26 protein-coding genes and 1 pseudogene are annotated in these 20,759 nt (G+C 45.1%); 12 read left to right on the forward strand and 15 right to left on the reverse strand.

The annotated features are described in order from the left end of the window. Positions 1 to 3: 3 nt before the first annotated feature. The 7 genes from QYB97_RS10825 to deoR form a co-directional block, all read right to left on the reverse strand. The gene (locus QYB97_RS10825) at positions 4 to 696 is read right to left on the reverse strand and encodes a 23S rRNA pseudouridine(2604) synthase RluF (protein WP_301166257.1); all 693 of its coding nucleotides are present in this window, start codon (positions 694 to 696) and stop codon (positions 4 to 6) included. 25 nt (positions 697 to 721) lie between these two features. Then, positions 722 to 1,300 carry a YdeI/OmpD-associated family protein gene (locus QYB97_RS10830; protein ID WP_301166019.1) on the reverse strand — a complete coding sequence of 193 codons (579 nt, stop codon included), beginning with the start codon at positions 1,298 to 1,300 and terminating at the stop codon, positions 722 to 724. Between the two features lie 90 nt (positions 1,301 to 1,390). Next, entirely contained in the window at positions 1,391 to 2,023 is a 633-nt protein-coding gene (locus QYB97_RS10835) for an AmiS/UreI family transporter (RefSeq protein ID WP_301166020.1), read from the reverse strand. A 125-nt stretch (positions 2,024 to 2,148) separates the two neighbouring features. Then, positions 2,149 to 3,330, reverse strand: a complete 1,182-nt coding sequence (locus tag QYB97_RS10840) for a NupC/NupG family nucleoside CNT transporter (protein WP_301166021.1) — start codon at positions 3,328 to 3,330, stop codon at positions 2,149 to 2,151. A 45-nt stretch (positions 3,331 to 3,375) separates the two neighbouring features. Beyond that, the gene (locus QYB97_RS10845) at positions 3,376 to 3,771 is read right to left on the reverse strand and encodes a cytidine deaminase (protein WP_301166022.1); all 396 of its coding nucleotides are present in this window, start codon (positions 3,769 to 3,771) and stop codon (positions 3,376 to 3,378) included. A 31-nt stretch (positions 3,772 to 3,802) separates the two neighbouring features. Then, positions 3,803 to 4,480, reverse strand: a complete 678-nt coding sequence (gene deoC, locus QYB97_RS10850; protein ID WP_301166023.1) for a deoxyribose-phosphate aldolase — start codon at positions 4,478 to 4,480, stop codon at positions 3,803 to 3,805. A 157-nt stretch (positions 4,481 to 4,637) separates the two neighbouring features. After that, positions 4,638 to 5,579: a DNA-binding transcriptional repressor DeoR gene (gene deoR / locus QYB97_RS10855; RefSeq protein WP_301166024.1), complete on the reverse strand. Its 942-nt coding sequence runs from the start codon at positions 5,577 to 5,579 to the stop codon at positions 4,638 to 4,640. Positions 5,580 to 5,760: 181 nt separating this feature from the next. Here deoR and QYB97_RS10860 point away from each other — a divergent pair, with 181 nt between their 5' ends. The 4 genes and pseudogenes from QYB97_RS10860 to QYB97_RS25195 form a co-directional block, all read left to right on the forward strand. Then, positions 5,761 to 7,242: an FAD-dependent oxidoreductase gene (locus tag QYB97_RS10860; RefSeq protein ID WP_301166025.1), complete on the forward strand. Its 1,482-nt coding sequence runs from the start codon at positions 5,761 to 5,763 to the stop codon at positions 7,240 to 7,242. A 42-nt stretch (positions 7,243 to 7,284) separates the two neighbouring features. Continuing rightward, positions 7,285 to 7,881: a TetR/AcrR family transcriptional regulator gene (locus tag QYB97_RS10865; protein ID WP_301166026.1), complete on the forward strand. Its 597-nt coding sequence runs from the start codon at positions 7,285 to 7,287 to the stop codon at positions 7,879 to 7,881. Positions 7,882 to 7,899: 18 nt separating this feature from the next. Further along, entirely contained in the window at positions 7,900 to 8,220 is a 321-nt protein-coding gene (locus tag QYB97_RS10870; RefSeq protein ID WP_301166027.1) for a hypothetical protein, read from the forward strand. Positions 8,221 to 8,259: 39 nt separating this feature from the next. Next, positions 8,260 to 8,436 (forward strand): annotated as a pseudogene (locus QYB97_RS25195) (histidine phosphatase family protein); the annotation flags it as partial. Between the two features lie 19 nt (positions 8,437 to 8,455). Here the strand turns inward: QYB97_RS25195 and QYB97_RS10875 are convergent. Next, positions 8,456 to 9,058, reverse strand: a complete 603-nt coding sequence (locus QYB97_RS10875; protein ID WP_301166028.1) for a DedA family protein — start codon at positions 9,056 to 9,058, stop codon at positions 8,456 to 8,458. Between the two features lie 243 nt (positions 9,059 to 9,301). Here QYB97_RS10875 and QYB97_RS10880 point away from each other — a divergent pair, with 243 nt between their 5' ends. Both QYB97_RS10880 and QYB97_RS10885 read left to right on the forward strand, forming a co-directional pair. Further along, positions 9,302 to 9,505: a DUF3311 domain-containing protein gene (locus tag QYB97_RS10880; RefSeq protein WP_301166258.1), complete on the forward strand. Its 204-nt coding sequence runs from the start codon at positions 9,302 to 9,304 to the stop codon at positions 9,503 to 9,505. A 1-nt stretch (position 9,506) separates the two neighbouring features. Next, entirely contained in the window at positions 9,507 to 11,006 is a 1,500-nt protein-coding gene (locus tag QYB97_RS10885) for a sodium:solute symporter family protein (RefSeq protein WP_301166029.1), read from the forward strand. Between the two features lie 263 nt (positions 11,007 to 11,269). On the opposite strand, the gene ypfJ is transcribed toward QYB97_RS10885, so the two are convergent. Beyond that, on the reverse strand, positions 11,270 to 12,109 hold the full coding sequence (gene ypfJ, locus QYB97_RS10890; RefSeq protein WP_301166030.1) for a KPN_02809 family neutral zinc metallopeptidase: 840 nt from the start codon (positions 12,107 to 12,109) through the stop codon (positions 11,270 to 11,272). A gap of 234 nt (positions 12,110 to 12,343) precedes the next feature. On the opposite strand from ypfJ, the gene QYB97_RS10895 reads away from it, so the two are divergent. Next, positions 12,344 to 12,499 (forward strand): DUF1540 domain-containing protein, encoded by a 156-nt coding sequence (locus QYB97_RS10895; RefSeq protein ID WP_301166031.1) that lies wholly within the window; start codon positions 12,344 to 12,346, stop codon positions 12,497 to 12,499. Positions 12,500 to 12,545: 46 nt separating this feature from the next. On the opposite strand, the gene QYB97_RS10900 is transcribed toward QYB97_RS10895, so the two are convergent. Beyond that, positions 12,546 to 13,616: a threonine aldolase family protein gene (locus QYB97_RS10900; protein WP_301166259.1), complete on the reverse strand. Its 1,071-nt coding sequence runs from the start codon at positions 13,614 to 13,616 to the stop codon at positions 12,546 to 12,548. A gap of 200 nt (positions 13,617 to 13,816) precedes the next feature. Here QYB97_RS10900 and QYB97_RS10905 point away from each other — a divergent pair, with 200 nt between their 5' ends. Further along, positions 13,817 to 15,319 (forward strand): NCS1 family nucleobase:cation symporter-1, encoded by a 1,503-nt coding sequence (locus tag QYB97_RS10905; protein WP_301166032.1) that lies wholly within the window; start codon positions 13,817 to 13,819, stop codon positions 15,317 to 15,319. A 41-nt stretch (positions 15,320 to 15,360) separates the two neighbouring features. On the opposite strand, the gene QYB97_RS10910 is transcribed toward QYB97_RS10905, so the two are convergent. From QYB97_RS10910 to QYB97_RS10920, 3 genes are all read right to left on the reverse strand, one after another. Continuing rightward, positions 15,361 to 15,966, reverse strand: coding sequence for a class I SAM-dependent methyltransferase (locus QYB97_RS10910; RefSeq protein WP_301166033.1), 606 nt, complete (start codon positions 15,964 to 15,966; stop codon positions 15,361 to 15,363). Positions 15,967 to 16,032: 66 nt separating this feature from the next. Next, positions 16,033 to 16,416, reverse strand: coding sequence for a YndM family protein (locus QYB97_RS10915; protein ID WP_301166034.1), 384 nt, complete (start codon positions 16,414 to 16,416; stop codon positions 16,033 to 16,035). A gap of 79 nt (positions 16,417 to 16,495) precedes the next feature. After that, entirely contained in the window at positions 16,496 to 17,023 is a 528-nt protein-coding gene (locus QYB97_RS10920; RefSeq protein WP_301166035.1) for a dihydrofolate reductase family protein, read from the reverse strand. Between the two features lie 97 nt (positions 17,024 to 17,120). On the opposite strand from QYB97_RS10920, the gene QYB97_RS10925 reads away from it, so the two are divergent. Together QYB97_RS10925 and QYB97_RS10930 are read left to right on the forward strand one after the other, a co-directional pair. Next, complete coding sequence (locus QYB97_RS10925; RefSeq protein ID WP_301166036.1) at positions 17,121 to 18,086, forward strand: helix-turn-helix transcriptional regulator; 966 nt, start codon at positions 17,121 to 17,123, stop codon at positions 18,084 to 18,086. Positions 18,087 to 18,180: 94 nt separating this feature from the next. After that, positions 18,181 to 18,678: a PaaI family thioesterase gene (locus tag QYB97_RS10930; protein WP_301166037.1), complete on the forward strand. Its 498-nt coding sequence runs from the start codon at positions 18,181 to 18,183 to the stop codon at positions 18,676 to 18,678. 16 nt (positions 18,679 to 18,694) lie between these two features. Here QYB97_RS10930 and QYB97_RS10935 read toward each other — a convergent pair whose 3' ends face one another. Continuing rightward, entirely contained in the window at positions 18,695 to 18,997 is a 303-nt protein-coding gene (locus QYB97_RS10935) for a YxcD family protein (protein ID WP_301166038.1), read from the reverse strand. Next, positions 18,985 to 19,437 carry a hypothetical protein gene (locus QYB97_RS10940; protein ID WP_301166039.1) on the reverse strand — a complete coding sequence of 151 codons (453 nt, stop codon included), beginning with the start codon at positions 19,435 to 19,437 and terminating at the stop codon, positions 18,985 to 18,987. The genes QYB97_RS10935 and QYB97_RS10940 overlap by 13 nt, the downstream gene beginning before the upstream one ends. A gap of 146 nt (positions 19,438 to 19,583) precedes the next feature. Here QYB97_RS10940 and QYB97_RS10945 point away from each other — a divergent pair, with 146 nt between their 5' ends. After that, on the forward strand, positions 19,584 to 19,883 hold the full coding sequence (locus tag QYB97_RS10945) for a DUF2500 domain-containing protein (RefSeq protein ID WP_301166040.1): 300 nt from the start codon (positions 19,584 to 19,586) through the stop codon (positions 19,881 to 19,883). 328 nt (positions 19,884 to 20,211) lie between these two features. After that, on the forward strand, positions 20,212 to 20,748 hold the full coding sequence (locus QYB97_RS10950; RefSeq protein WP_301166041.1) for a hypothetical protein: 537 nt from the start codon (positions 20,212 to 20,214) through the stop codon (positions 20,746 to 20,748). Positions 20,749 to 20,759: the final 11 nt, after the last annotated feature.

Consider the following 20,759-nt stretch of genomic DNA (forward strand, 5'->3'; position numbering starts at 1 on the left):
CCTTTAAAGACCCATACTGTTTTTAAGGCCGCTTACTTCTTCCTTTGTTAAATGCCGCCACTGTCCTCTAGGCAAATCGCCCAAAGATATGTCCATAATCCGTATTCGTTCCAATTTAATGACAGTGTAGCCAAATGCACGGCACATTCTCCTGATTTGCCGGTTCAACCCCTGCGTCAATATAATGCGAAATTCATCGTCGCTCACCCGTTCAACCACACAGGGGTTCGTAACCGCACCGGGAATCTGAACACCTTGAGCCATGCCGGAAATAAATTCATCGCTAAAAGCCTTATCAAGTGTTACCAGGTATTCCTTTTCATGGCCATGATCGCCATGTGAGATCGCATGAGAGAGCTCACCGTCATTAGTCATCAGAATTAAACCTTCTGAAGCTTTGTCCAGGCGCCCGACGGGAAAGATCCGTTCTTCGTAACCAACAAAATCAATAATATTACCTTCGATATGGGAAGCGGCCGTACACGTAATGCCGGCCGGTTTATTTAACACAATGTACACCGAGTTTACCTTATTTTCAATGGTTTTCCCATCAATCTGCACGATGTCGCCCGGCCCAACAATCTGTCCCATTCCGCATACTGCCCCATTAAGAGTAACCCTTCCTGCTTTAAGGTATCTGTCTGTTTCCCGTCTGGATATACTCATTGCCTGGCTGATGTATTGGTTGACCTTCATCATTTTCCTGCTTTCTTAATAAACGTTAAGGATAAATCTTCTCGCCTTTTTCAAGCATCTCCAGAAATTGATTCATCCGTTTAATCCGGGTTTCTGGTTTCTTGGCTGTCTGAAGTCTGTAAAGAATGGCATACCGGTTCCGGCTGTTTAGCGTTTCAAAAAAAGCCTTTGCGTTTGGCCGCTGATCAAGCTCTTTTTCAAAGTCCTCAGGTAGACTTTTATCGCTTTGCGGGGCATATGCTTTTTCCCAAAGACCGCTCTCTTTTGCTCTTTCAATCGCCTGAAGCCCTGCAGGTTTCATTTTTCCCACTTCCATTAGTTCTTCTGCTTTGTCCTTATTCACCTTTGACCACATGCTTTTCGGCCCTCTCGGCGTAAACCGCTGCAGCCATGTTTCATCATCATATTTTTCCTTCTGGCTGTCAATCCATCCGTAGCATAAGGCGCTTTCCAAAGCTTCGGCATAGCTCGGCGTCACCTTGCCTGAATTCTTTTTCGCAATATGAATCCGAATGCCCGGGGATGAATGATGATGATCTTCAAGCCATTCTTCCATTGCTTGCTGACTTTCAAACCATACCACCGGCAATTCTTCTTTAGCCATTCTTTTCCGCCTCCACTCCTATTCGTTGATGAAGTACTACGTCAAAGAAAAAAGAAATCCTCCCGATCATTCGGGAGAATTTCTTTTGAATTAAGAAGCCGCCTGTACTTCCAAACGTTTCTCTTTTTTCTGTGATCTCAATACCAGCTGAATAGTGCAAACAATAAAGTATATGAACGATGCGATAAGCAAGTATGTCCATGCCTGTGAAACGGCTTGCGTTTTCCATACTCCTGCCAGAGAAAGAAGGGCAGGAAAAGTCAGCGTCACCCATGACTGCACGAATGCAACCTTGCCAATATACGTATCGATCTTTTTGTTTAAAGCACCTGAAAGGAAGAACAGGAACCATAAATAAGCCCATGCCACCCAGGTCAGGCTTCCGACTGTATCCTGGAACTTCAGGAACGACACCACAGCATATAGAATGGCGACAACCGAAACCCATAGCGAATAATAACCAAGACCGCTGCCATGAAGGCCTTTCACGTTCGTAACACCAACAAATAAATATGTCAGCCCGAATAAAAAGATCGAAGCCAAATTAAAGATGGTCCAATGCTGTTGATCCGAGATCACGATCAGGTAAAAAGGAATGACGACCTGAAGCACTCCGACAAACAAGTTAAAATATCCAACACTCTTGGCATCCGCTTTGCCGAAAAGCATAAAGCTATTTAAAAACAGGGCTGCTCCTGAAAGAAATAAACCGACATCACCCATAATGGTTGCTGTGAGAAAAAAACCTCACAGACTATTCACCTCACTTTTAATCGTTAAAAAAGAAAAAGCAGATCCCTCCGCCTGAAGCGGAAAGGGATATGCCTGCTTGATCTTTAAAATTTAACTTACAGAATGAAACTTACGATGATGGCTGAAAGAACGCTGACAAGCGTTGCTCCATAAAGAAGCTTCAGTCCGAAACGTGCAACCACGTTACCTTGCTTTTCACTTAGTCCTTTAACCGCACCGGCGATAATTCCGATGGATGAGAAGTTAGCGAAGGATACAAGGAATACAGAGATGATACCCAATGTACGAGGGCTCATTGCCTCTTGTACTTTTCCGAGCTGAATCATCGCTACAAACTCGTTTGTAACCAGTTTGGTTGCCATAATTCCACCGGCTGAAACAGCTTCTGCCCAAGGAACACCCATGATGAAGGCAACAGGAGCAAAGATGTAACCAAGCACATGCTGGAAAGTAACACCGAAAATCATGTCAAACACACTGTCGATCGCTGCCATCAAGGCAACAAAGCCTATCAGCATAGCTCCTACGATAATCGCGACTTTAAAGCCGTCCATGATGTATTCGCCAAGCATTTCAAAGAAAGATTGCTTCTCTTCTTCCTGTACTTCAAGAATATCTTCGTTCTCATCCACTTTATACGGATTGATGATGGAAGCGATAATGAATCCGCCGAAAAGGTTAAGCACTAGCGCCGTCACAACGTATTTTGGCTCAATCATGGTCATGTAGGCACCTACAATGGACATGGAAACCGTTGACATTGCTGATGCACAAAGTGTGTACAAGCGATGCTCGGGAATGCGCCCCAATTGTTTTTTCACCGTGATGAAGACTTCAGATTGTCCAACCATAGCAGAAGCGATGGCATTGTAGGATTCGAGTTTCCCCATGCCGTTTACTTTACTAAGGACAAATCCAATAGCTCTCATAACAATCGGAAGTACTTTAATGTATTGGAAAATCCCAATCAAAACAGAAATAAACACGATTGGAAGCAATACCGTTAAAAAGAACGGCATCTGGCCGTCGTTGGCGATTCCGCCGAAGACAAAATCAACACCGGCCGCTGCAAATTCAAGCAGCTTTTCAAACACACCGGCAAACGCTTTAATAACAACCAGACCAAACCTTGTATTTAACAAAATGTAGGCCAGAATGAGCTGCAGAACGATCATAATGGCTATTGGCTTATAATTAACTTGTTTGCGGTTGTTGGATGCAAGCAAGGCCAAACCCAGTACGACAACAAGCCCTAGAATCGCAATAATATATGTCATAAGTCATTTCTCCTAAGTTGTTTTTTTGCAAGGTGAAGTGAGAAACTACGTTAAATCTTTTGAAGAAAAGAATCCTGGCAGAAGCTCATGGATCGATGTTTCCTTGATGTCACCTTTAAGATTGGAAAGAATAATTTTTGTATCTTCATCGCAAAACTCTGCAATGACCTGGCGGCATGCACCGCAGGGAGAGATGGGTCCTTCAGTATCACCGACGACCGCAATCGCTTTAATTTTCTGTTGGCCTTCTGAAACCGCTTTAAATATCGCGGTTCTTTCAGCACAGTTTGTCATGCCGAAAGAAGCGTTTTCAATATTGCAGCCGAGGAACAAGGAATCGTCCCCGGTCAGCAATGCTGCGCCAACTTGAAATTTTGAATACGGAACATAAGCCTTCTGACGGGCTTCAATTGCTTTTTCAACTAATGCTTTTGTTTCCATATGGCATTCTCCATTTCAGATGGTTTATTGTTTAGTAAGAGCTATTAGACGTCTGACCTTTTGCGATAGCAACACCAGAGCTTGCACCGATACGAGTCGCACCCGCATTTACCACGTTTTGTGCATCTTCAAGGCTGCGGACGCCGCCGGACGCTTTTACACCGATATCCGGTCCAACTGTTTTTCTCATTAGGGCTACATCTTCTGGGGTAGCTCCACCTGTAGAAAATCCTGTGGATGTTTTAACGAAGTCAGCTCCTGCTTTTACAGATAATTCACAAGCAATTACTTTTTCTTCATCTGTAAGCAGTGAAGTTTCAATGATTACCTTTGTCAACGCTTTGCCTTTGGCAGCTTCAACAACAGCTTTGATATCATTTTCAACTGCATCATACTGTTTGCTTTTCAATGCTCCGATGTTGATTACCATGTCAACTTCGTCTGCACCGTTTTCAATCGCATTCTTGGTTTCAAGTGCTTTAACTTCCGATGTGGATGCTCCAAGAGGAAATCCGATCACCGTACATACTTTAACTTCTGGTGTATCCTTTAAAATTTCAGCTGATGCTTTCACCCAAGTTGGGTTTACACAGACAGAAGCAAATTTGTGTTCTTTTGCTTCCTGAGCAAGCACTTGGATTTGTTCTAGCGTAGCATCCGCTTTTAGCAATGTATGGTCAATCATTTGAACTAAATTAGTGTTAGACATACTGATTATTCCTTTCTGTTTTCAAAAATGATAAAACGCTTTCAGTCATGCATTTTGGTTCGCATGAACACTATACCAAGCAATTGAACAAATGTAAATAACTATATGAACAAATGTAAAAGTATTTTTTTCCAATAAAAAATCCCCGAAGGGACAGCTAGTTTTTATCCAGCAATGACCGGGCTGTAAACTGGTCGGTAACAAGGACATTGGCATAGCCGCCTTTGAGTGCGGCGCATATCCCGTCGATCTTTTGCTGTCCACCGGCAACCAAAATGGAATGGTCCTTTTTCTTCAGCTCCATCAAATCAATTCCCAGTGTCCGTTCATTAATGTCGGCATTCAGAATCTCACCGTTTTCGTCAATAAAACGGGAACAGAGATCCCCTGCTGCTTTATAGCGGATTTGTTTTTGGTCTTCCTCAGAAAAGTAGCCCAGCTGGAACAGGAGTGACTCGGACTTGACTGCTCCAATGGTAAATAAGGCGATGTTCGCTTCTTTCCCCAAATCCAAAATCCGTTTAATGTGCCGGTCTGCCTCCATTGCCTGCTTCACCACAATATGGTCCACAATGGCCGGAAGCGGCAAATAAACGGGCACGGTGTTATATGCTTTTCCAAACAAGCTCAGTACTTCGGAATGGTAGGTGTGGGTCTCCGAATGGCTGATTCCGCCTTTCAGCTGGACTACCTTCACATCTTTAACGAACTTTTGCTTCAAGTGGCAGGCAACATGATAAAGGGTGGTTCCCCAGGTTACCCCAATGATATCTCCATCCTGCGTAATTTCATAAAGATAGGCTGCGGCTTTTTCACCCAGTTCTTCTTTTATCAGTCCGCTTTCGTATTGGGGGACAGAAGCTACAATGGCCTTCTTTAGATGAAACTTCTGCTCAAGATCACTGGACAGTTGTTCAATGTCATTTTCGGGGTCCATTATTTTGATTTGAACGATCCCTTCGCTTTTGGCGAGCTGAAGCAACCTTGAAACAGTGGGCCGTGATATTCCCAACTCAGCTGCAATTTGATTTTGATTGTAGTCCAGTAAATAATAAAGCTTTGCTGCCTCTATTACCTTCTTCAATTTATCCTGTTCCAAGCTTCTCCACCGCCATTTCACCTTTTCTTTTTTTCATTTTACCAAAATTTCATAAGTAATGAACATATGTAAAAAGATTCATTAAATATTATTTCTAAAAATCGGTTGACTAAACCTTAAAAAGATCATATCTTAAAAATGAATGAATGATTCATTCATAAAACGAGAGGAGAATGAAACAATGAAAAACCTGAGCACTGGACTGGTTATTGGCGGAAGTATAGGTGGTTTACTGGCCGCGCGTGTTTTATCCGATTTTTATTCCAAGGTGCTGATCGTTGAAAAAGATGCTTTTCCCGACGGTCCAGAGCACCGCCGCGGCACTCCCCAGGCTTTCCATCCGCATCGCATAACTTTACGCGGCAAAGCAATTATCGATCGTTTTTTTCCTGATTATGAACAAGACTTGATTTCATTTGGCGCGCCTTCTTCTCTTAATAAGATCATTCACCAGCAGAACCAGTACGGGACCATGGTCAGCCCTTATCCAAGAAACGATATAAAGTTCAGCCGGGCGGTGCTCGAATATGTTCTGCGGGAAAGGGTCAGGAAGATCGAAAACATTCACTTTCTCCAGCAGCATGATGTTCTTTCCCTCACCGCCTCCCCGGAGAACAGCAGAATTACAGGCGTCCTGGCCCGTGACCGGGAAACAGACTTACCTCCTTATATCATCACAGCTGATTTAGTAATAGATACAAGCGGAAGAACCTCAAAGCTAACCGAATGGCTCGGCAAACTGGGGTATACCGTTCCTCTTCCCGATAAAATGACCGCGGACATCGGATACAGCACCCGAAGGTATAAACTCCCTCCCGGCAAGGAGCATCTGGCCGATAAATGGGATGCCGTGAATGTCGGAGGAACACCTGGAAAGACGTTCCTCGGTGCCTTTTCATTCATTGAAAACCAAGTGGCCGAAACGATCCTTTATCGTCCGGACGGTGTGTGTCCTCCGAGTGATCCTGTTCAATTTGAAAAGGAAATCGGCAAACTCCCAAGCCCCCTTATTTCAGAATTGATTTCAGGACTGGACCCCATTTCCCCGCCTAAAAGCTTCCGGGTCCCTCATTTATTCCGGCAACACTTTGAACAAATGGAAAACTGGCCGGCTGGTTTACTCGTTTTGGGAGATGCATATTCCAACTTTGATCCAATCTTTGGCCAGGGCATGACGGTTGCCGCGATGGAAGCGGAATTGCTTTACAAAGAGCTGGAGCATAATCATACATCCGAGACCGGCTATGAACAAAACCTGCTGAAGAAATTCCAGCATGTGATTGAAGCAGCCTGGTGGCTGAACTGTGCGGCTGATTTGCGCTGGCATGGAGTCGGCTATGAGGGAACCCAGCCTCTGAAGGGAATTGATTTTGGTCAAACCTTTATGGATCTTTATTTAAAATATGCCACCGAAAAGCAGGACTGGAAGCTGTATGGACTCTATTGGGCCGTTAACACCCTGTCAGTCTCCCCAAGAACCATATTCAACCCGCAAATGGTTCGAACGGTCCTTTCCTCTTCTTCACATGGCCAAAGCGTGCTGGCTGAGCTGGAGAATGGTAAACCGCTTGAAGAAGCACTGAGGGATATCCTTCCCGACTTTTCCGAAGAAATCTTTGCAGCTGCCAAAACGAATGAATTAGAGGTTCCTCGCGAGAATTGATATACTCTTCCTAAGAAGCAACAAACACAGGAGTGAATACATTTGCCATTAAACGAAGAACAGCTTCAGCAAAAACGCGACGAACGAAGGGAACAAATTCTGTCAGCCGCTCTCAAGGTCTTTGCCCGCAGAGGTTTGATCGGTGCAAAAATGAGCATGATCAGCGAGGAAGCCGGCATCAGCCAGGGGCTTATGTATCGCTACTTTTCCTCAAAGGATGAACTGTTCATCACCCTGGTGGAACGCGCCATTCAGGGGTCTATTGAGGGAACCCGGCAGATTCACCAAATGCCCGGATCTCCTCTTGAGAAGTTAACAAAACTGACTGAACTCATTCTTGATGAAGAAGGTCAGCTGTATTTTTTGCTTATGCATCAAGTGCGGACCTCAGATGAGGTGCCTGAAAAAGCAAAAGGGCTTCTTGAATATGCATCCATGGATTTATATATCGACATGCTAAAACCTGTATTTGAAGAAGGCCAGAAAAACGGAGAACTGGCAGAAGGAGACATCAGTGAACTGATCTCTTGCTACTTTACCGTCATATCGGGTTTAATGACCCTGAATATTCCCAAAACACAAGGATTTCAGCTTCCGCGGGTGGAATTATTGATGAGGATATTTACACGTTCCCAATAATAAAGAGAGGTATTGTGGATGCGAATTGGATTGATGCGCCATTTTAAAGTAACAGAAGGCTATCCAAGCGGCTTATTTTCTTCGCGTGACCTGATGAAATGGGTGGATGAATATGATGCCTCCGAGGTCGAAGAATCTGAGGTTGACCTTGGCGGGGTGGATTGGAAGTGGTGCTATTCCAGTGATCTTTCAAGGGCTGAAATTACAGCGAGACGGGCTTTCAAGGGAGAGATTACCTTTTTGGAGGAATTGAGGGAAATCAGACTCTCCCCTTTCTTCCGTTCAAACATCCACTTCCGCTGCCCGTTCATCTCTTGTTCATCCGTCTGGCCTGGCTGATGACATCCCTCACAAAACCCTGGCAAACAGGAAGTTCTCCAGCAGATCAGCCGTACGGTAGACCGTATCACCCAGAAGCAGGGTGATGATATTTTAATTGTCTGCCATGGCGGTGTCATGATGTTTATGCGTAAGGAATTACTGAAGCGGGGCTACAAAGGCCCTAAGCTTGGCAGGCATATTGAACACGGGAAAGTCTATGTATATCACACATAAGAAAACTTCTGGCTCCTGGTCAGAAGTTTTTTTGTTTGTTTGGTCTGCGATTTACAATATATTTCCACACTGCAATCAGGAGTGCGATAACCGTAAACATCATAAAAAGGATAACCTGTAATATAAGGATGATGTCCATTGCACTGCCCTTTTCCCCTGAATAAAAATACCCAATGCCTAAAAAAAGAAGAGTGGCAGGAAATGTGCCTGTCATGGTTAACAGCGAATACTTCCAAATGTTCATTCTGGACATTCCCGCAAAGAAGGGAACCACATTGCCAACCGGGAGAGGACTTAGGACAGCCACACACCAATTACCATACTTGCTTATGTATTCAGTAATTTTATCCAATTTAGCCCGCTTATCAAGACTCATTTTTCTTTCAGCGGACTCTCCGAGTTTTAACCCAATTAAATACGGAACCAGGCTTCCCGCTGTGTAAAAAAGACTACCGCTAAGTGCAATCCATACCCTATCCATCCAACTGAAATCCATCAGAACGCCCGCTGTCACCATAAAGGCAGAACCAACAAATGGAAAAGAACTCCCTTCCAGCAGCTGGGAAAGCAAAATGCCCCAAACTCCCCATTCTTCAAACAACCTTGTCATCCATTCCAACAAAAACATCCACCTCATTATCCATTCAACGTGTAATTTAAGTATAAAAAAATGAGGGTTTCACACACAGAGACTCCAGCTATAAATAAGGTACTCCCAGAGCATTATTTTAACTTTTATCAATGTAAGCCTTATCATTTTCACTCAATACGAAATATTTTAACAATTTACTCAATTGCCCTTGTCCTGCCAGTTTTTTGCTGGTATGATAATGAACATTGAATTCACCGTAGAAGGAGTCTCGTCATCATGAAAAAAGCGATATTAACTATACTTGTTCTGCTTCCTTTCGTTGCGCAGCTGGCCTTATTGCCTTTTGTCAACAAGATTGGCCCCATTATTTTCGGGCTGCCATTTTTCCACTTCTGGTTATTTTTGTGGATTGTTTTAACCCCTTTATGCACCTATGGCATTTATCAACTTCAGAAATCAAAGGGAGGCTTGGAGTAACATGCAAGGCAATTTAACAGCACTGTCCATCACCATTTTTATTATCTTAACCGTTGTACTCATCGGCTTCCTTTCCGGCCGTGATAAGAAAGTCCGCAGCTCTGTAGAAGAATGGTCAGTAGGCGGAAGGCGCTTTGGCGGCCTGCTCGTCTGGTTTCTTGTAGGTGCTGACCTTTACACCGCCTATACCTTTTTGGGACTGACAAGTACAGCCTATACCGGCGGAAGTCTTGCCTTTTTTGCGATTCCGTATTCCGTACTTGCCTTCTTTATCTCATACTTTTTCCTTCCAAAGCTTTGGAAAGTCGCCAATCATCATAAATTAACCACATTGGCTGATTATGCAAGAGAACGCTTTGACAGCAAGCTTCTTTCCATTCTTATTGCGATTGTTGGCGTACTCATGCTGATTCCATATATCTGTTTGCAGCTGAGCGGGATCCAGGATACACTGCGGGTGGCTGGAACCGGATTTATCAATGTAAAATTCGTGGTCATCACCTCCTTCCTGCTTGTTGCGCTATACACCTTTTTCAGCGGGATTAAAGGACCAACATATACAGCCATAATAAAAGACGTACTAGTCTGGGCGATCATGCTGTTTATGGTCGTGACACTTCCAATGATCCACTTTGGAGGCTGGACCCCAATGATGGACCGCATCGTTAAGGATGCACCTCAGCTTCTGACTATACCAACCGACGGGCCAAAGGGAATTCCTTGGTTCATCACCGCTTCATTCGTGTCTGCGCTTGCCCTGTTCATGTGGGCGCACGCAGCAACGGGCGTTTTCACCGCAAAAAGTGCAGATTCACTTCGCAAAAATGCGATATTTCTGCCGCTTTATAACATCGTTCTTATTCTTGTTATTTTCCTTGGATTCATCGCTTTTCTTGTACTTCCCAAGGGAACTGACCCGCGCTTTGCCCTGTTAAGCCTGATCCAGTCTTCTTACGGCGGCGTCGCACAGGGGCTTGCGTATTCAACCATTGCCCTGGCGTCTCTGATCCCATGTTCCATCATGGCCATCGGAGCATCCAACCTGTTTGCCAATAACATCTACCGTGACTGGATAAACCCCAAGGTAAAGCCTTCACGCCTTACCATGATTACAAGAGGGATGGTATTTGTCGTTATCGGGCTCGCCCTGTTGTTCGGCCTTGTTTTCCCAAGCGCTCTTGTTTCCCTGCAGCTGCTCGGTGTTTCCGGCATGGTGCAAATCTTCCCGGCGATTGTCATCAGCCTCTTCTGGATGAATCAGACGAGAGAAGCGACCATCATTGGTTTGCTTGTTGGATTGGCCGTAACCTTTACTGTTTACGGCACTGGCAATTCCTACGGCATCTATGAAGGATTCTGGGGACTCGCAGCGAACTTCCTCGCCGTTGTCGTGCTCAATCCGCTTTTTGTAAAAAAAGCCAAGAGCAGCACCAACCCGGTAAAAGAGTTCTTGTTCAATAAAAAGTCAAAAGAAGCCCCCCTTGCCAGAAAAGGAGCTTAAATAGAAAAGGCCACCCGATGACGGGTGGTCTTTTTTCGTAACCCTTCGTTGCATGTTAGCAGTTAATTTCCGTTCCAGGACGCTCGCTTTCCGCAGGGCGGGCGGTGAGCCTGTTACCGGCGTAAACGCCTCCTTAGTCTCACCTGTCCCGCATTTCCTGCTGGAGTCTCGCACCTTCCACTCCAATCAACAAATCACCGATGACTGTTGATAGCAAAAACTGTGCTCGCAAAGAACACTCCTTTAGATACAAATATTTAAAATCATAATTTCTTAGCATGGAAGGTATCGCCGCCCTCGATGGTACCGTTCTTCAATCCTTTGTTAAACCAGCGCATCCGCTGCTCTGAGGTTCCATGGGTAAAGCTTTCCGGCACGACATAGCCCTGTGCTCTTTTCTGCAGGGTGTCATCTCCTACCGCACTGGCGGCTCTGATCGCCTCTTCCACATCACCTTTTTCAAGAAGGTTCATGCCTTGTGCCTCATGGGCCCATACACCTGCATAATAATCAGCCTGAAGCTCGACACGCACCGATTGGGCATTGGCCTGGGTTTTGCTCAAGCCCTGCCGTGATCCCTGGTCCATCGTTCCCAACAGATTTTGCACATGGTGTCCCACCTCGTGGGCAATCACATATGCCATGGCAAAATCACCCGGGGCCTGGAACTCGTTTTTAAGCTCCTGGTAAAAACTCAAATCAATGTAAAGCTTCTGATCACCCGGACAGTAGAACGGTCCGACAGATGAACCAGCTGTTCCGCAAGCCGATTGAACGGTGCCATTATACAAAACCATCTTAGGATTTTTATATACCTTTCCTTCTTCCTCAAATTCCTTTTTCCAGACGTCTTCCGTGTCCGCCAGAACCACCGACACAAACGAAGACAATTCCTTCTCCTGATCAGATTCTTCATAAGGTGCAGAATTGTTATCTGTACCTGTCGTGCCCAGGCTGTTCAGCACATCGCTCGGATTTCCTCCGAGCAGCATGACTACGAGCACGAGGACGATTCCACCAATTCCGCCGCCGACCAGGGTTTTCCCTCCCATTCCACGCCTGTCTTCAACATTTGTGCTTTGCCTTCTACCTTGCCATTTCATATGCATCCTCCCAGTAACATGTTCAGTTACTACTGAATATACCCTGAGAATGGAAGATACACGCTGGTCTATATGTATTTTTTCTGATTGAAAGGCAATAGAAATGACAGAGCCAGCAAGACAAGCAAACTTCCTCCGATGATCGACCATTTTTTAAGTAATTCCCTTCACCATATGATTAGCCCACCAAATATAAGGGTAAGTAGTAACAAACCATTAAAGGAGGAAGCACTCATGAAACTTGAAGTTCTATGCAATGTTGAAAACTGTAAGTATTGGGCAGAAGGTGACCAGTGTGTTGCAGACTCTATCTATGTCATCGGAATGCATGGAGAAGAAGCGGACAGTGTAGCGGAGACAGCCTGTAAAACCTTTGAAACCCGTGAATAGCAGAACTTGAAGAAACGACACTCAAGATGAGTGCCGTTTTTTTATGTTATCTTGATTTCATTCTTTCGTCCAGTTTTGCAAAAGCTTCTTTCAGCCTCCTCTTGGGCACCCTGCTGTACAGATCACCGAGGCTCACTTCAAAGCGGCTGCCCTTTTCCCCATTTTCTCTGACATGCCCAGTGAGGCCAATCCCTGTTTCCTCATACATCTTTGCGAGCAAATCCTGCATATCTTCCTTCGGTGCTTCAGCATGAACATGAAACATGTTGGAAACCGGAACCTTTGGAAGCGTGGTGATTCCAAAACACTGGTTGTAAAATTCGGCAAGTTCTTTTGCTTCTTCATAATATTGGACCATTTTATGGATATGCTCATCAAAGTAGTAATCCGCACTCAAAATGTAGGGGTAAAGACTGATCAAGTCCCCGCCGTGCCGTCGTTTCCATACCTTGGATTTCTCGGTAAACTCCTTGCTTCCTGCCAAAACGGCACCGGCAATCCCGCCAATCCCTTTATATACAGAAATATATACCGAATCAAACAAGCCGCAAACTTCCTGTGCTGATTTTTTATAAAAGGGGAGCACTTCAAACAGCCTCGCCCCATCGAGATGCAGCCGGATGCCCTTTTCCCTGCAATAGGCGGAGATTTCCTCAAGTGTCGTATAGTCCGGCAACTGGCCGCCGATTTCACGCTGCGGAAGTTCAAGCAATAGGCATGCAATCTCTTCATCTATGTTCATCACATCATCCAGGGTGATGACCCGGTTCTCATCGGCCAGTAAAACCGGCTTAATGTGATGCAGTTCCTTCAGCCCGTCCTCCTCATGAATCTCGAGGTGGCATAATGGATGGTAAGCTACGGTCTTCAGATCTTTCTCATCGCACCAAATCCTAAGGGCAACCTGCTGTGCCATTGTCCCGCTCGGAAAGAACACCGCCGCTTCCTTTCCAAGAACGCCGGCCATCTTTTCCTGAAAATCTTCAATTACCTTTCCCTTTCCATACATATCGCTTTCCAGTTCACCATGTAATTTTCCGATGGCATCCTTGAGCACGTGGAGATTCCTTGGCCCATGGCCGCTCACGTGATAGTCCGATTGTTTAAAAGCTTTCATAAAATTATCTTCCACTGACTTATTCTCCCCTTGCCCGATTGGTAGATTATCTTCCCATCTTTCATTTTACTTAAGAAGGTTTTTATTGTACATATGGCGAAATTTTAACGAAGTTTGGAACTTTTTGGGGGAAGGAGGAAACTGAGGACTGAACGCTGCATTTTTTTTGATTTGGTTTGCCATAAAAAAGGAGGTACGCTATGAAAACTCAAATTGAGCAAAATGGTATTGTAACTCTGTCTGATGAAGCAGCCATGGATGTAAGTGACAGTGAACTATGGAATGATGACCTCCGCCCTACAACGGTAAAGGAACATACCTGGACCGGCTTGAATTTTGCCACTCTTTGGATCGGCATGTGCCTGTGCATCCCCGCCTATACGATGGCCAGCGGAATGATCTCGCTTGGCATGAATTGGTGGCAGGCGATCGGAACCATTTTTCTCGGCAATGTGATCGTTCTTATCCCGATCCTATTAAACTCCCACGCCGGTACTAAATTCGGCATACCCTATCCTGTGTTTGCCCGGCTCTGGTTTGGCTCAAAGGGGGCACATATTCCTTCCATGGCCCGTGCCATCGTGGCAGCCGGCTGGTTTGGAATCAACACCTGGATTGGTACGACCGCGATTGATGTTCTCTTGTCCGCTTCCTTCCCTGCCTGGAAAAACCTGACCGGGCATACCGCTATTATTTTTGCTTTATTTTGGGCTTTAAACGTGGGTGTCGCCTATAAAGGACCCCAGGCGATCAAGGTGTTGAGTTTAATTGCCGCGCCTGTAGTCGGAATTTCGGCGTTGATTCTTATGATCTGGGCATTTACCAATGCCGGATGGGGACCTATTTTATCCACACCATCCAAGTTCACGACAACCGGTGATTTCCTTAAAGTATTCTTCCCGACACTGACTGGCGTCATTGCCTTCTGGGCTACACTTGCCTTAAATATTCCCGACTTTTGCCGCTATGCGAAAAGCCAGAAATCACAAATGATCGCGCAAAGCTTCTCTCTTCCCCTCACCATGAGCATATTCTCCTTCATCGGCATCGCCGTTACTTCAGCAACTGTTGTTATTTTTGGTACAGCCATTTGGGATCCTGTCCAATTGCTTGCCAAGTTCCCGCCCTTTATCATCTTCTTAGGAACGATCATCATCGCCATGGCCTCTCTTACCATTAATGTTGGCGCAAACATCGTTGCGCCCGCCCGTGCCATTGAAAACCTGTATCCGAAACGTATTACCTTTGGCATCGGTGCACTGATTACCGGAGTTTTTGCCGTTCTCATGCAGCCGTGGTTCATCATGTCCAATTTTGGAAATTACATTTTTGGCTGGCTCGGTACATATGCCGCCCTCCTTGGACCCATTGATGGGATCGCCATTGCTGACTATTGGCTTGTCCGCCGGAGAAAAATGGCTCTGAAGGAACTCTATGAACCAGCCGGCAGGTACAATTACTCCTCCGGATTTAATAAAAACGGAGTATACGCGCTTATTATCGGCGTAGCCGTGCCCGTTCTCGGTCTTCTCGTTCCGGGACTTCGATTCCTGTGGGACAACGCCTGGACGTTTGGCCTGTTCATCTCCATGTTCGCTTATGCTTACTTAATGAAAAACGATCAAAGCATTTTAAGCCCTGGAGAATATGAGGCAATTACCCAGGTTCAAGCTCCAGACCCCATGGAACGCCTTGCCAAGTAAAAGAAAAAACAGGACGTGTCCGCCGGGACAGGTCCTGTTTTTCATTTTAAACGATAGATTAAAAACTTCTCGTACGGATTGCTGTCATAGATCCCGGAAAGCCTTACTTCCTCTCTCAACTCAAACGATGTCTGGTTATCCAGAAAATAGGTATACTCTTCTGTCGCATAATATAAAATCAGTTCCACATCGCGCGGAAAGCGTTCCACTGAGAGCAAAATGTTGTTGATGACCTTCATGAAAATCGGCATTGTAAACGGGTTAAAGAAGTAGAAGCGGTTATCTTCCGGATGAATGGGGTATTCCTGCGCCAGAGCGCAATGAAATTGAATACGGTCTTTGCTCTTTTGGTGTTTTTTTAGATACGTTTCCAGGTTATTCACCGCATCTTTATAAAATTCTTCATTCACCTCTACACCAGTCACCGCATTCTGATAGAAGTGGTTGATGTAAAAACTGATTCTTCCCTTTCCGCAGCCAAAGTCGACCACCCGGTCACCCTGCCGCAGGTGATAGTCGCGAAATAAGCCTTCGAGCGCTTCATAAGGAGTAGGCTCATACCGGTGATAGTGGGAAGTGACACTATACACTTTTTGTTCACCGGTTGTTTTTATATTCATCAATTGATCATAATCCTGTTCGTTCATCTGGCTGCTCCTATCTGTGTCTGTACATAGAAAAGCCCCGGCTGCTATAGCAGAGGGCGGATTAAATTAAAGGTTGGGACTGTGAGCTTCTTTTACATGGTCATTCTCAAAAACGTTGCGGGCCATATATTTATGGAAGAACCATTCTCCGGCTGCAATGAGTACGGCCGAAATAATGGAGCCCGTAATGAGAGGGATGTTGGGTTCAATGATTAATGAACCTACCAGCCAAATGGCAAAAAACGCAATAACAAGGTCACTAATCGTGGCTATTGGATTACCAAACGCCTTAAACAGGATAAGGTCACCCAAAATATAAGCTGCAATGGTAAGGATCAGGCTGATGAGAAGTGTGTCTCCAATGGAAACTTTCATTGCGGCTCCAAGAACAATATAAACCATCACTTCAACCATGACAAACTTTAAAATAAGTGCTTTCACATGGTCCATCAGTTTATCCTCCTTTTTCCATTATAGCTATGATTTACCCCCTGTGTGGCATCATAAACCCAGCACGCTCAATAACTATTTACGAATATTTCAACTGAACCAATCCCGATTCAAACGTTTTACACGAATCAAGTGTCATACTTTTTCCATTGTCCGTTTCATGAAACAAACGTATACCGCTCCCAAGGAAAACCGGGATGATGGAGATCACATACTCATCAATCAGATCGTGCTCTTTCAATACTTTAACCGCTTCGGCTCCGCCATCAAGAAAAATGTTTTTCCCTTTCTCCTGCTTCAGCCGGTCAATGAGATCCCGGACATCGCCATTGTAATATTCCACCTGGCCGTCACTTCCACTTTTTGACCGAGACAGAACGTAGCATTTCCGTCCCTTGTGGTGAAATTCGCCTTCAAAAGAAAGGACTGTATCGTATGTTTTTCTCCCCATGATGACCGTGTCCACTTCATTCATAAACTCCGCATAGCCATAATCCTCTCCCGGCCTCTCCACACTGGCAAGCCAGCTGAGATCTCCATCTTTCCCTGCGATAAATCCATCCAGACTACTGGCAATATAGAGCACGACTTTTCTTTTTTTGTCCATTGATATTCCCCTTTCACTAATCATTGTTCAAACCGAGTATACTAAAGAATAATGACACCCATTGTCATATATATAATGAGTAAAGAGAGGGAAAACCATGCGCGCAGACCGGCTGATTTCCATAATTTTATTGCTGCAAAACAGGGGCAAACTCACCACGAAGGAACTGGCAAATGAGCTTGAAGTCAACCCTCGCACCATCCACCGTGACATGGATGCCCTGAGTTCTGCCGGTATCCCCGTAATTGCTGAACGTGGAACATCTGGCGGATGGCGTTTGCTTGAATCTTATAAAACCAATTTGACGGGGTTAAAAGCGGAGGAAATCAGGTCGTTATTTCTTCTTCCTTCCCTTCATTTGCTAAAAGATCTGGGAATCAGTGAAGATTGGCATGCCGCCCGGGAGAAACTGCTTGCTTCGCTTCCTGCTTCTTTTCATGGCCAGGCAAAGGATGTGTGGGACCGCATCCATATAGACACCAGTTCTTGGCGGCAATCTACCGAGAACATCACAGCCTTTGCCACTTTGCAAGAATCGCTTTGGCAGGATAAAAAGCTACTCATCCACTATGAACGGGCGGATGGTGAACGGCGGGAACGGATGGTATCTCCCCTCGGTTTGGTGGCCAAAAGCAGCACATGGTATTTCATCGCAGGTGTCGGCCAGGAAATTCGCACCTACCGTGCCTCCAGGATCTTGTCCGCCCAATTCACTGACGAAACATTTGAACGACCGGCAGACTATAACCTGGCCGAGTACTGGGAGCAATCATCACAGCAATTCATTCAGTCCCTTCCTACATATGATGTTGAGGTAGAGCTTTCCCCCACCATCCTTTCCCGGATCAGGTTTACAGGACGCTTCGTGCAGCAAATACGCCTGGAGGACCCGCTTTCTAACGGATGGATCCCCGCTTCGTTTTGCTTTGATACTGAAGAAGAAGCAGTTCAGTATATTTTGGGGTTTGGCAGCCAAATCCGAATTGTCTCACCAGCTCATTTAAGAAAGGTAATTTACCATAGGGCAAAGTCTTTGGTTGAAATGATGGAGAATGAAAACTAAAAAATCTGTTGCTTTTCAAGAAAAACAATAAAGGTTTTCAATGCTCTTTGTGGAAAGGGATACTGACAATGTGACAGAAAGTGAGTGACTACAAATGGCAGAAAAAACGGCAGTACAGGATGTGTATCCTGATGATTATTCTTGGTGTTATGGATGTGGGAAACTGAATGATCAGGGCCACCAATTTAAAACAAGGTGGAATGGGGAGCTGACGGAGACGGTCTATACACCGGAACCGGAACACACCGCGGTGCCCGGGTTTGTGTATGGCGGGCTGATTGCTTCATTAATTGATTGCCATGGTACAGGTTCTGCCTCGCTTGCCCTGCACCGGAAAAATGGCCATGAACCTGGTGATGGCCATGAACCGCCCCGGTTTGTAACAGCCTCGCTTAAGGTGGACTTTATGAAGCCCACCCCTCATGGCACTCCTTTAAGGGCTGTGGGAACGATGGAAGAGATTCATCCGAAAAAGTGGAAAGTACATACTGAAGTATTTGCCGCTGATATCCTTTGTGTAAAAGGCGAAGTGACGGCTGTCGTAATGCCCGAATCTTTCCTGAAACAAATAAAAACCACCAGCCCTTCGTAAGGGCTGGTGGTTTTCTTTATCTGGCTCTGACGTTGGCAATAATGCCTTCCTCTTCGTCCAGAACCAATTCCAAGCCTGCTGAAATTGGATCAATATTCATTTGTGTATCCAGATAAAAACGAAGTGCTTCAATCATGTTGGCTTCGATCAGTACCTGTTTTCTGCCTCCCACATACGCTTCAGCTGAAAACCCATAATCATCATCAAAAAGCAGTTCTGCCTCAACGTCTTCTGGTGCTACTTCCTTTTTGTTGGCAAGGTGCAGACAAAGGGCGTTGATGATGTCCTGCTCAGAGAGCGTTAGCGTTAGCGTTTCCATCCATCATACTCCTCGCGCTTGCGGCGGCTGTTTTTAATGTTCGAGAAGATGCGGGTGATCAAGGAAATGATGACCAGGATCGCGATCACGTTAATAAAGAGGCCAAGCAACGAACCAAGTCCGCCCATATTGCCCAGCAATCCGCCAAACAGCATACCGGCGATACCACCGAACATCATGCCTTTTAGAAATCCGCCTTTTTGGGATTTGGCTGCTGTGCTCTTATTTTTGCTGAAAATACTGTTTTGCTGCTTATTTTGCTGAGTGCCTTTATTTTTGAAAAATGAATTTCCGCTTCCTTTATTCGTATTGAAGGATTTAACCCCCGAACGATAGCCTTTCGCACTTACAGTTTGGGCATGGTCATGAAACACAATGTCTTTTACTGGCATAAATACAAAGGTCATGACCAGAGTAGCCGCAATAATCTTCTTCAACATATTGTATATTCCCTCTTCCATTTTATAGTCTAAAAAACTTGTCCATTATCATATACGGTAAGGATAACAAAAAGTTTCATTTTAATCCAAAATTTTATATTTCTTTTCGGGACAAATAACCAGAAGTGAAAAAAGGAGGAATACCCTTGCTGGATGATCCGTTTGGAGTTGGAGCCTTTCCATTCCTCATTGGAGCTGTTACGATTTTTATCATTGCGGCCATTGTCGTTTCCGTAATAATAGACACTGCAAAAGGGAATAAAAACAACCAATCTCCGCCAGAAAAAGCAATGGTAGTAACGAAACGAACTGCGGTTCATGGCGGCGGGGAATCAAGGGCGTATAATAGGTATTATGTGACCTTTCAATTGGAAAATGGGGAACGGCTGGAATTTAAAGTTTCGGGGGAAGAATTCGGAATGCTTGTTGAAGGAGATGCCCGGTGAGCTGAGCTTTCATGGTGCGCGATACCTCGGATTCAGCAGAACCTTATTATTATGAACAAAGAGGCCGGATTGCGCGTTTAGAGGCAATCGGCCTCTTGCTGTTTACCACATACCCACATCCCTTAATGGTTCCATGAGCATGTCCTCCATTCTAAAATGTGGTCCAATTAACTATACTATCAAGAAGAGGGTTTTTTTAAGTTTTTAAGCCCTGGTATTGGGATTTTTTTGAAGTATTTGTAGACCGCTCATTTTTTTAATCGTGGGATTATGTATAATAGAGTTGAGGTCAACTGACAACGATATTCTGACAACGGGAGAGTTTTTAATGATCGAAGTTGATGATGCCGGAAACGGGTGTCCGATTCTGGGAGAAGTATTTGCGGCAAGACGAATGGAAACAGGAGAGCATGCAGCGGTTTATATCCCGCTTCCGCAGGAAACAGCGGACAGGACGTCCAAAGAAGAGCATATCATGTCTCTTTTGAAAAAACTAAATGTGCAAAAGGATGAAGAACTTCTTCTGTGCCGCGGAAATACGCTGAATGGCTTCAGCCACTACCTGGAGAATCGGGGGTATCACGTACAACGCGGAAAAATTTCAGACGACACCGACCGGGTCGCTGAAGCCTTTTTTATGGAGTGCCTGTATGAGATCGGGTTTCCAAGGGATCTTACCCTGTCTGACAGAGCCTATTATGAGTTTTATCAAATGGTGAAAATCTGGTACATCTGTTTCTATACCGGAAAACAAAACCTGTTTAAATCCGATCGGAAGGGCAATATGAAACGGCGTGGGTTTATGCATAACCCGGTCTACCATTATCCTCAGGTGCTAGGGCTGCTGTTTTATCACGAACAATGAGAAAGAGACAC

Origin of the sequence: Fictibacillus fluitans, from assembly GCF_030418125.1 — a bacterium.
Taxonomy (GTDB): domain Bacteria; phylum Bacillota; class Bacilli; order Bacillales; family Fictibacillaceae; genus Fictibacillus_C; species Fictibacillus_C fluitans.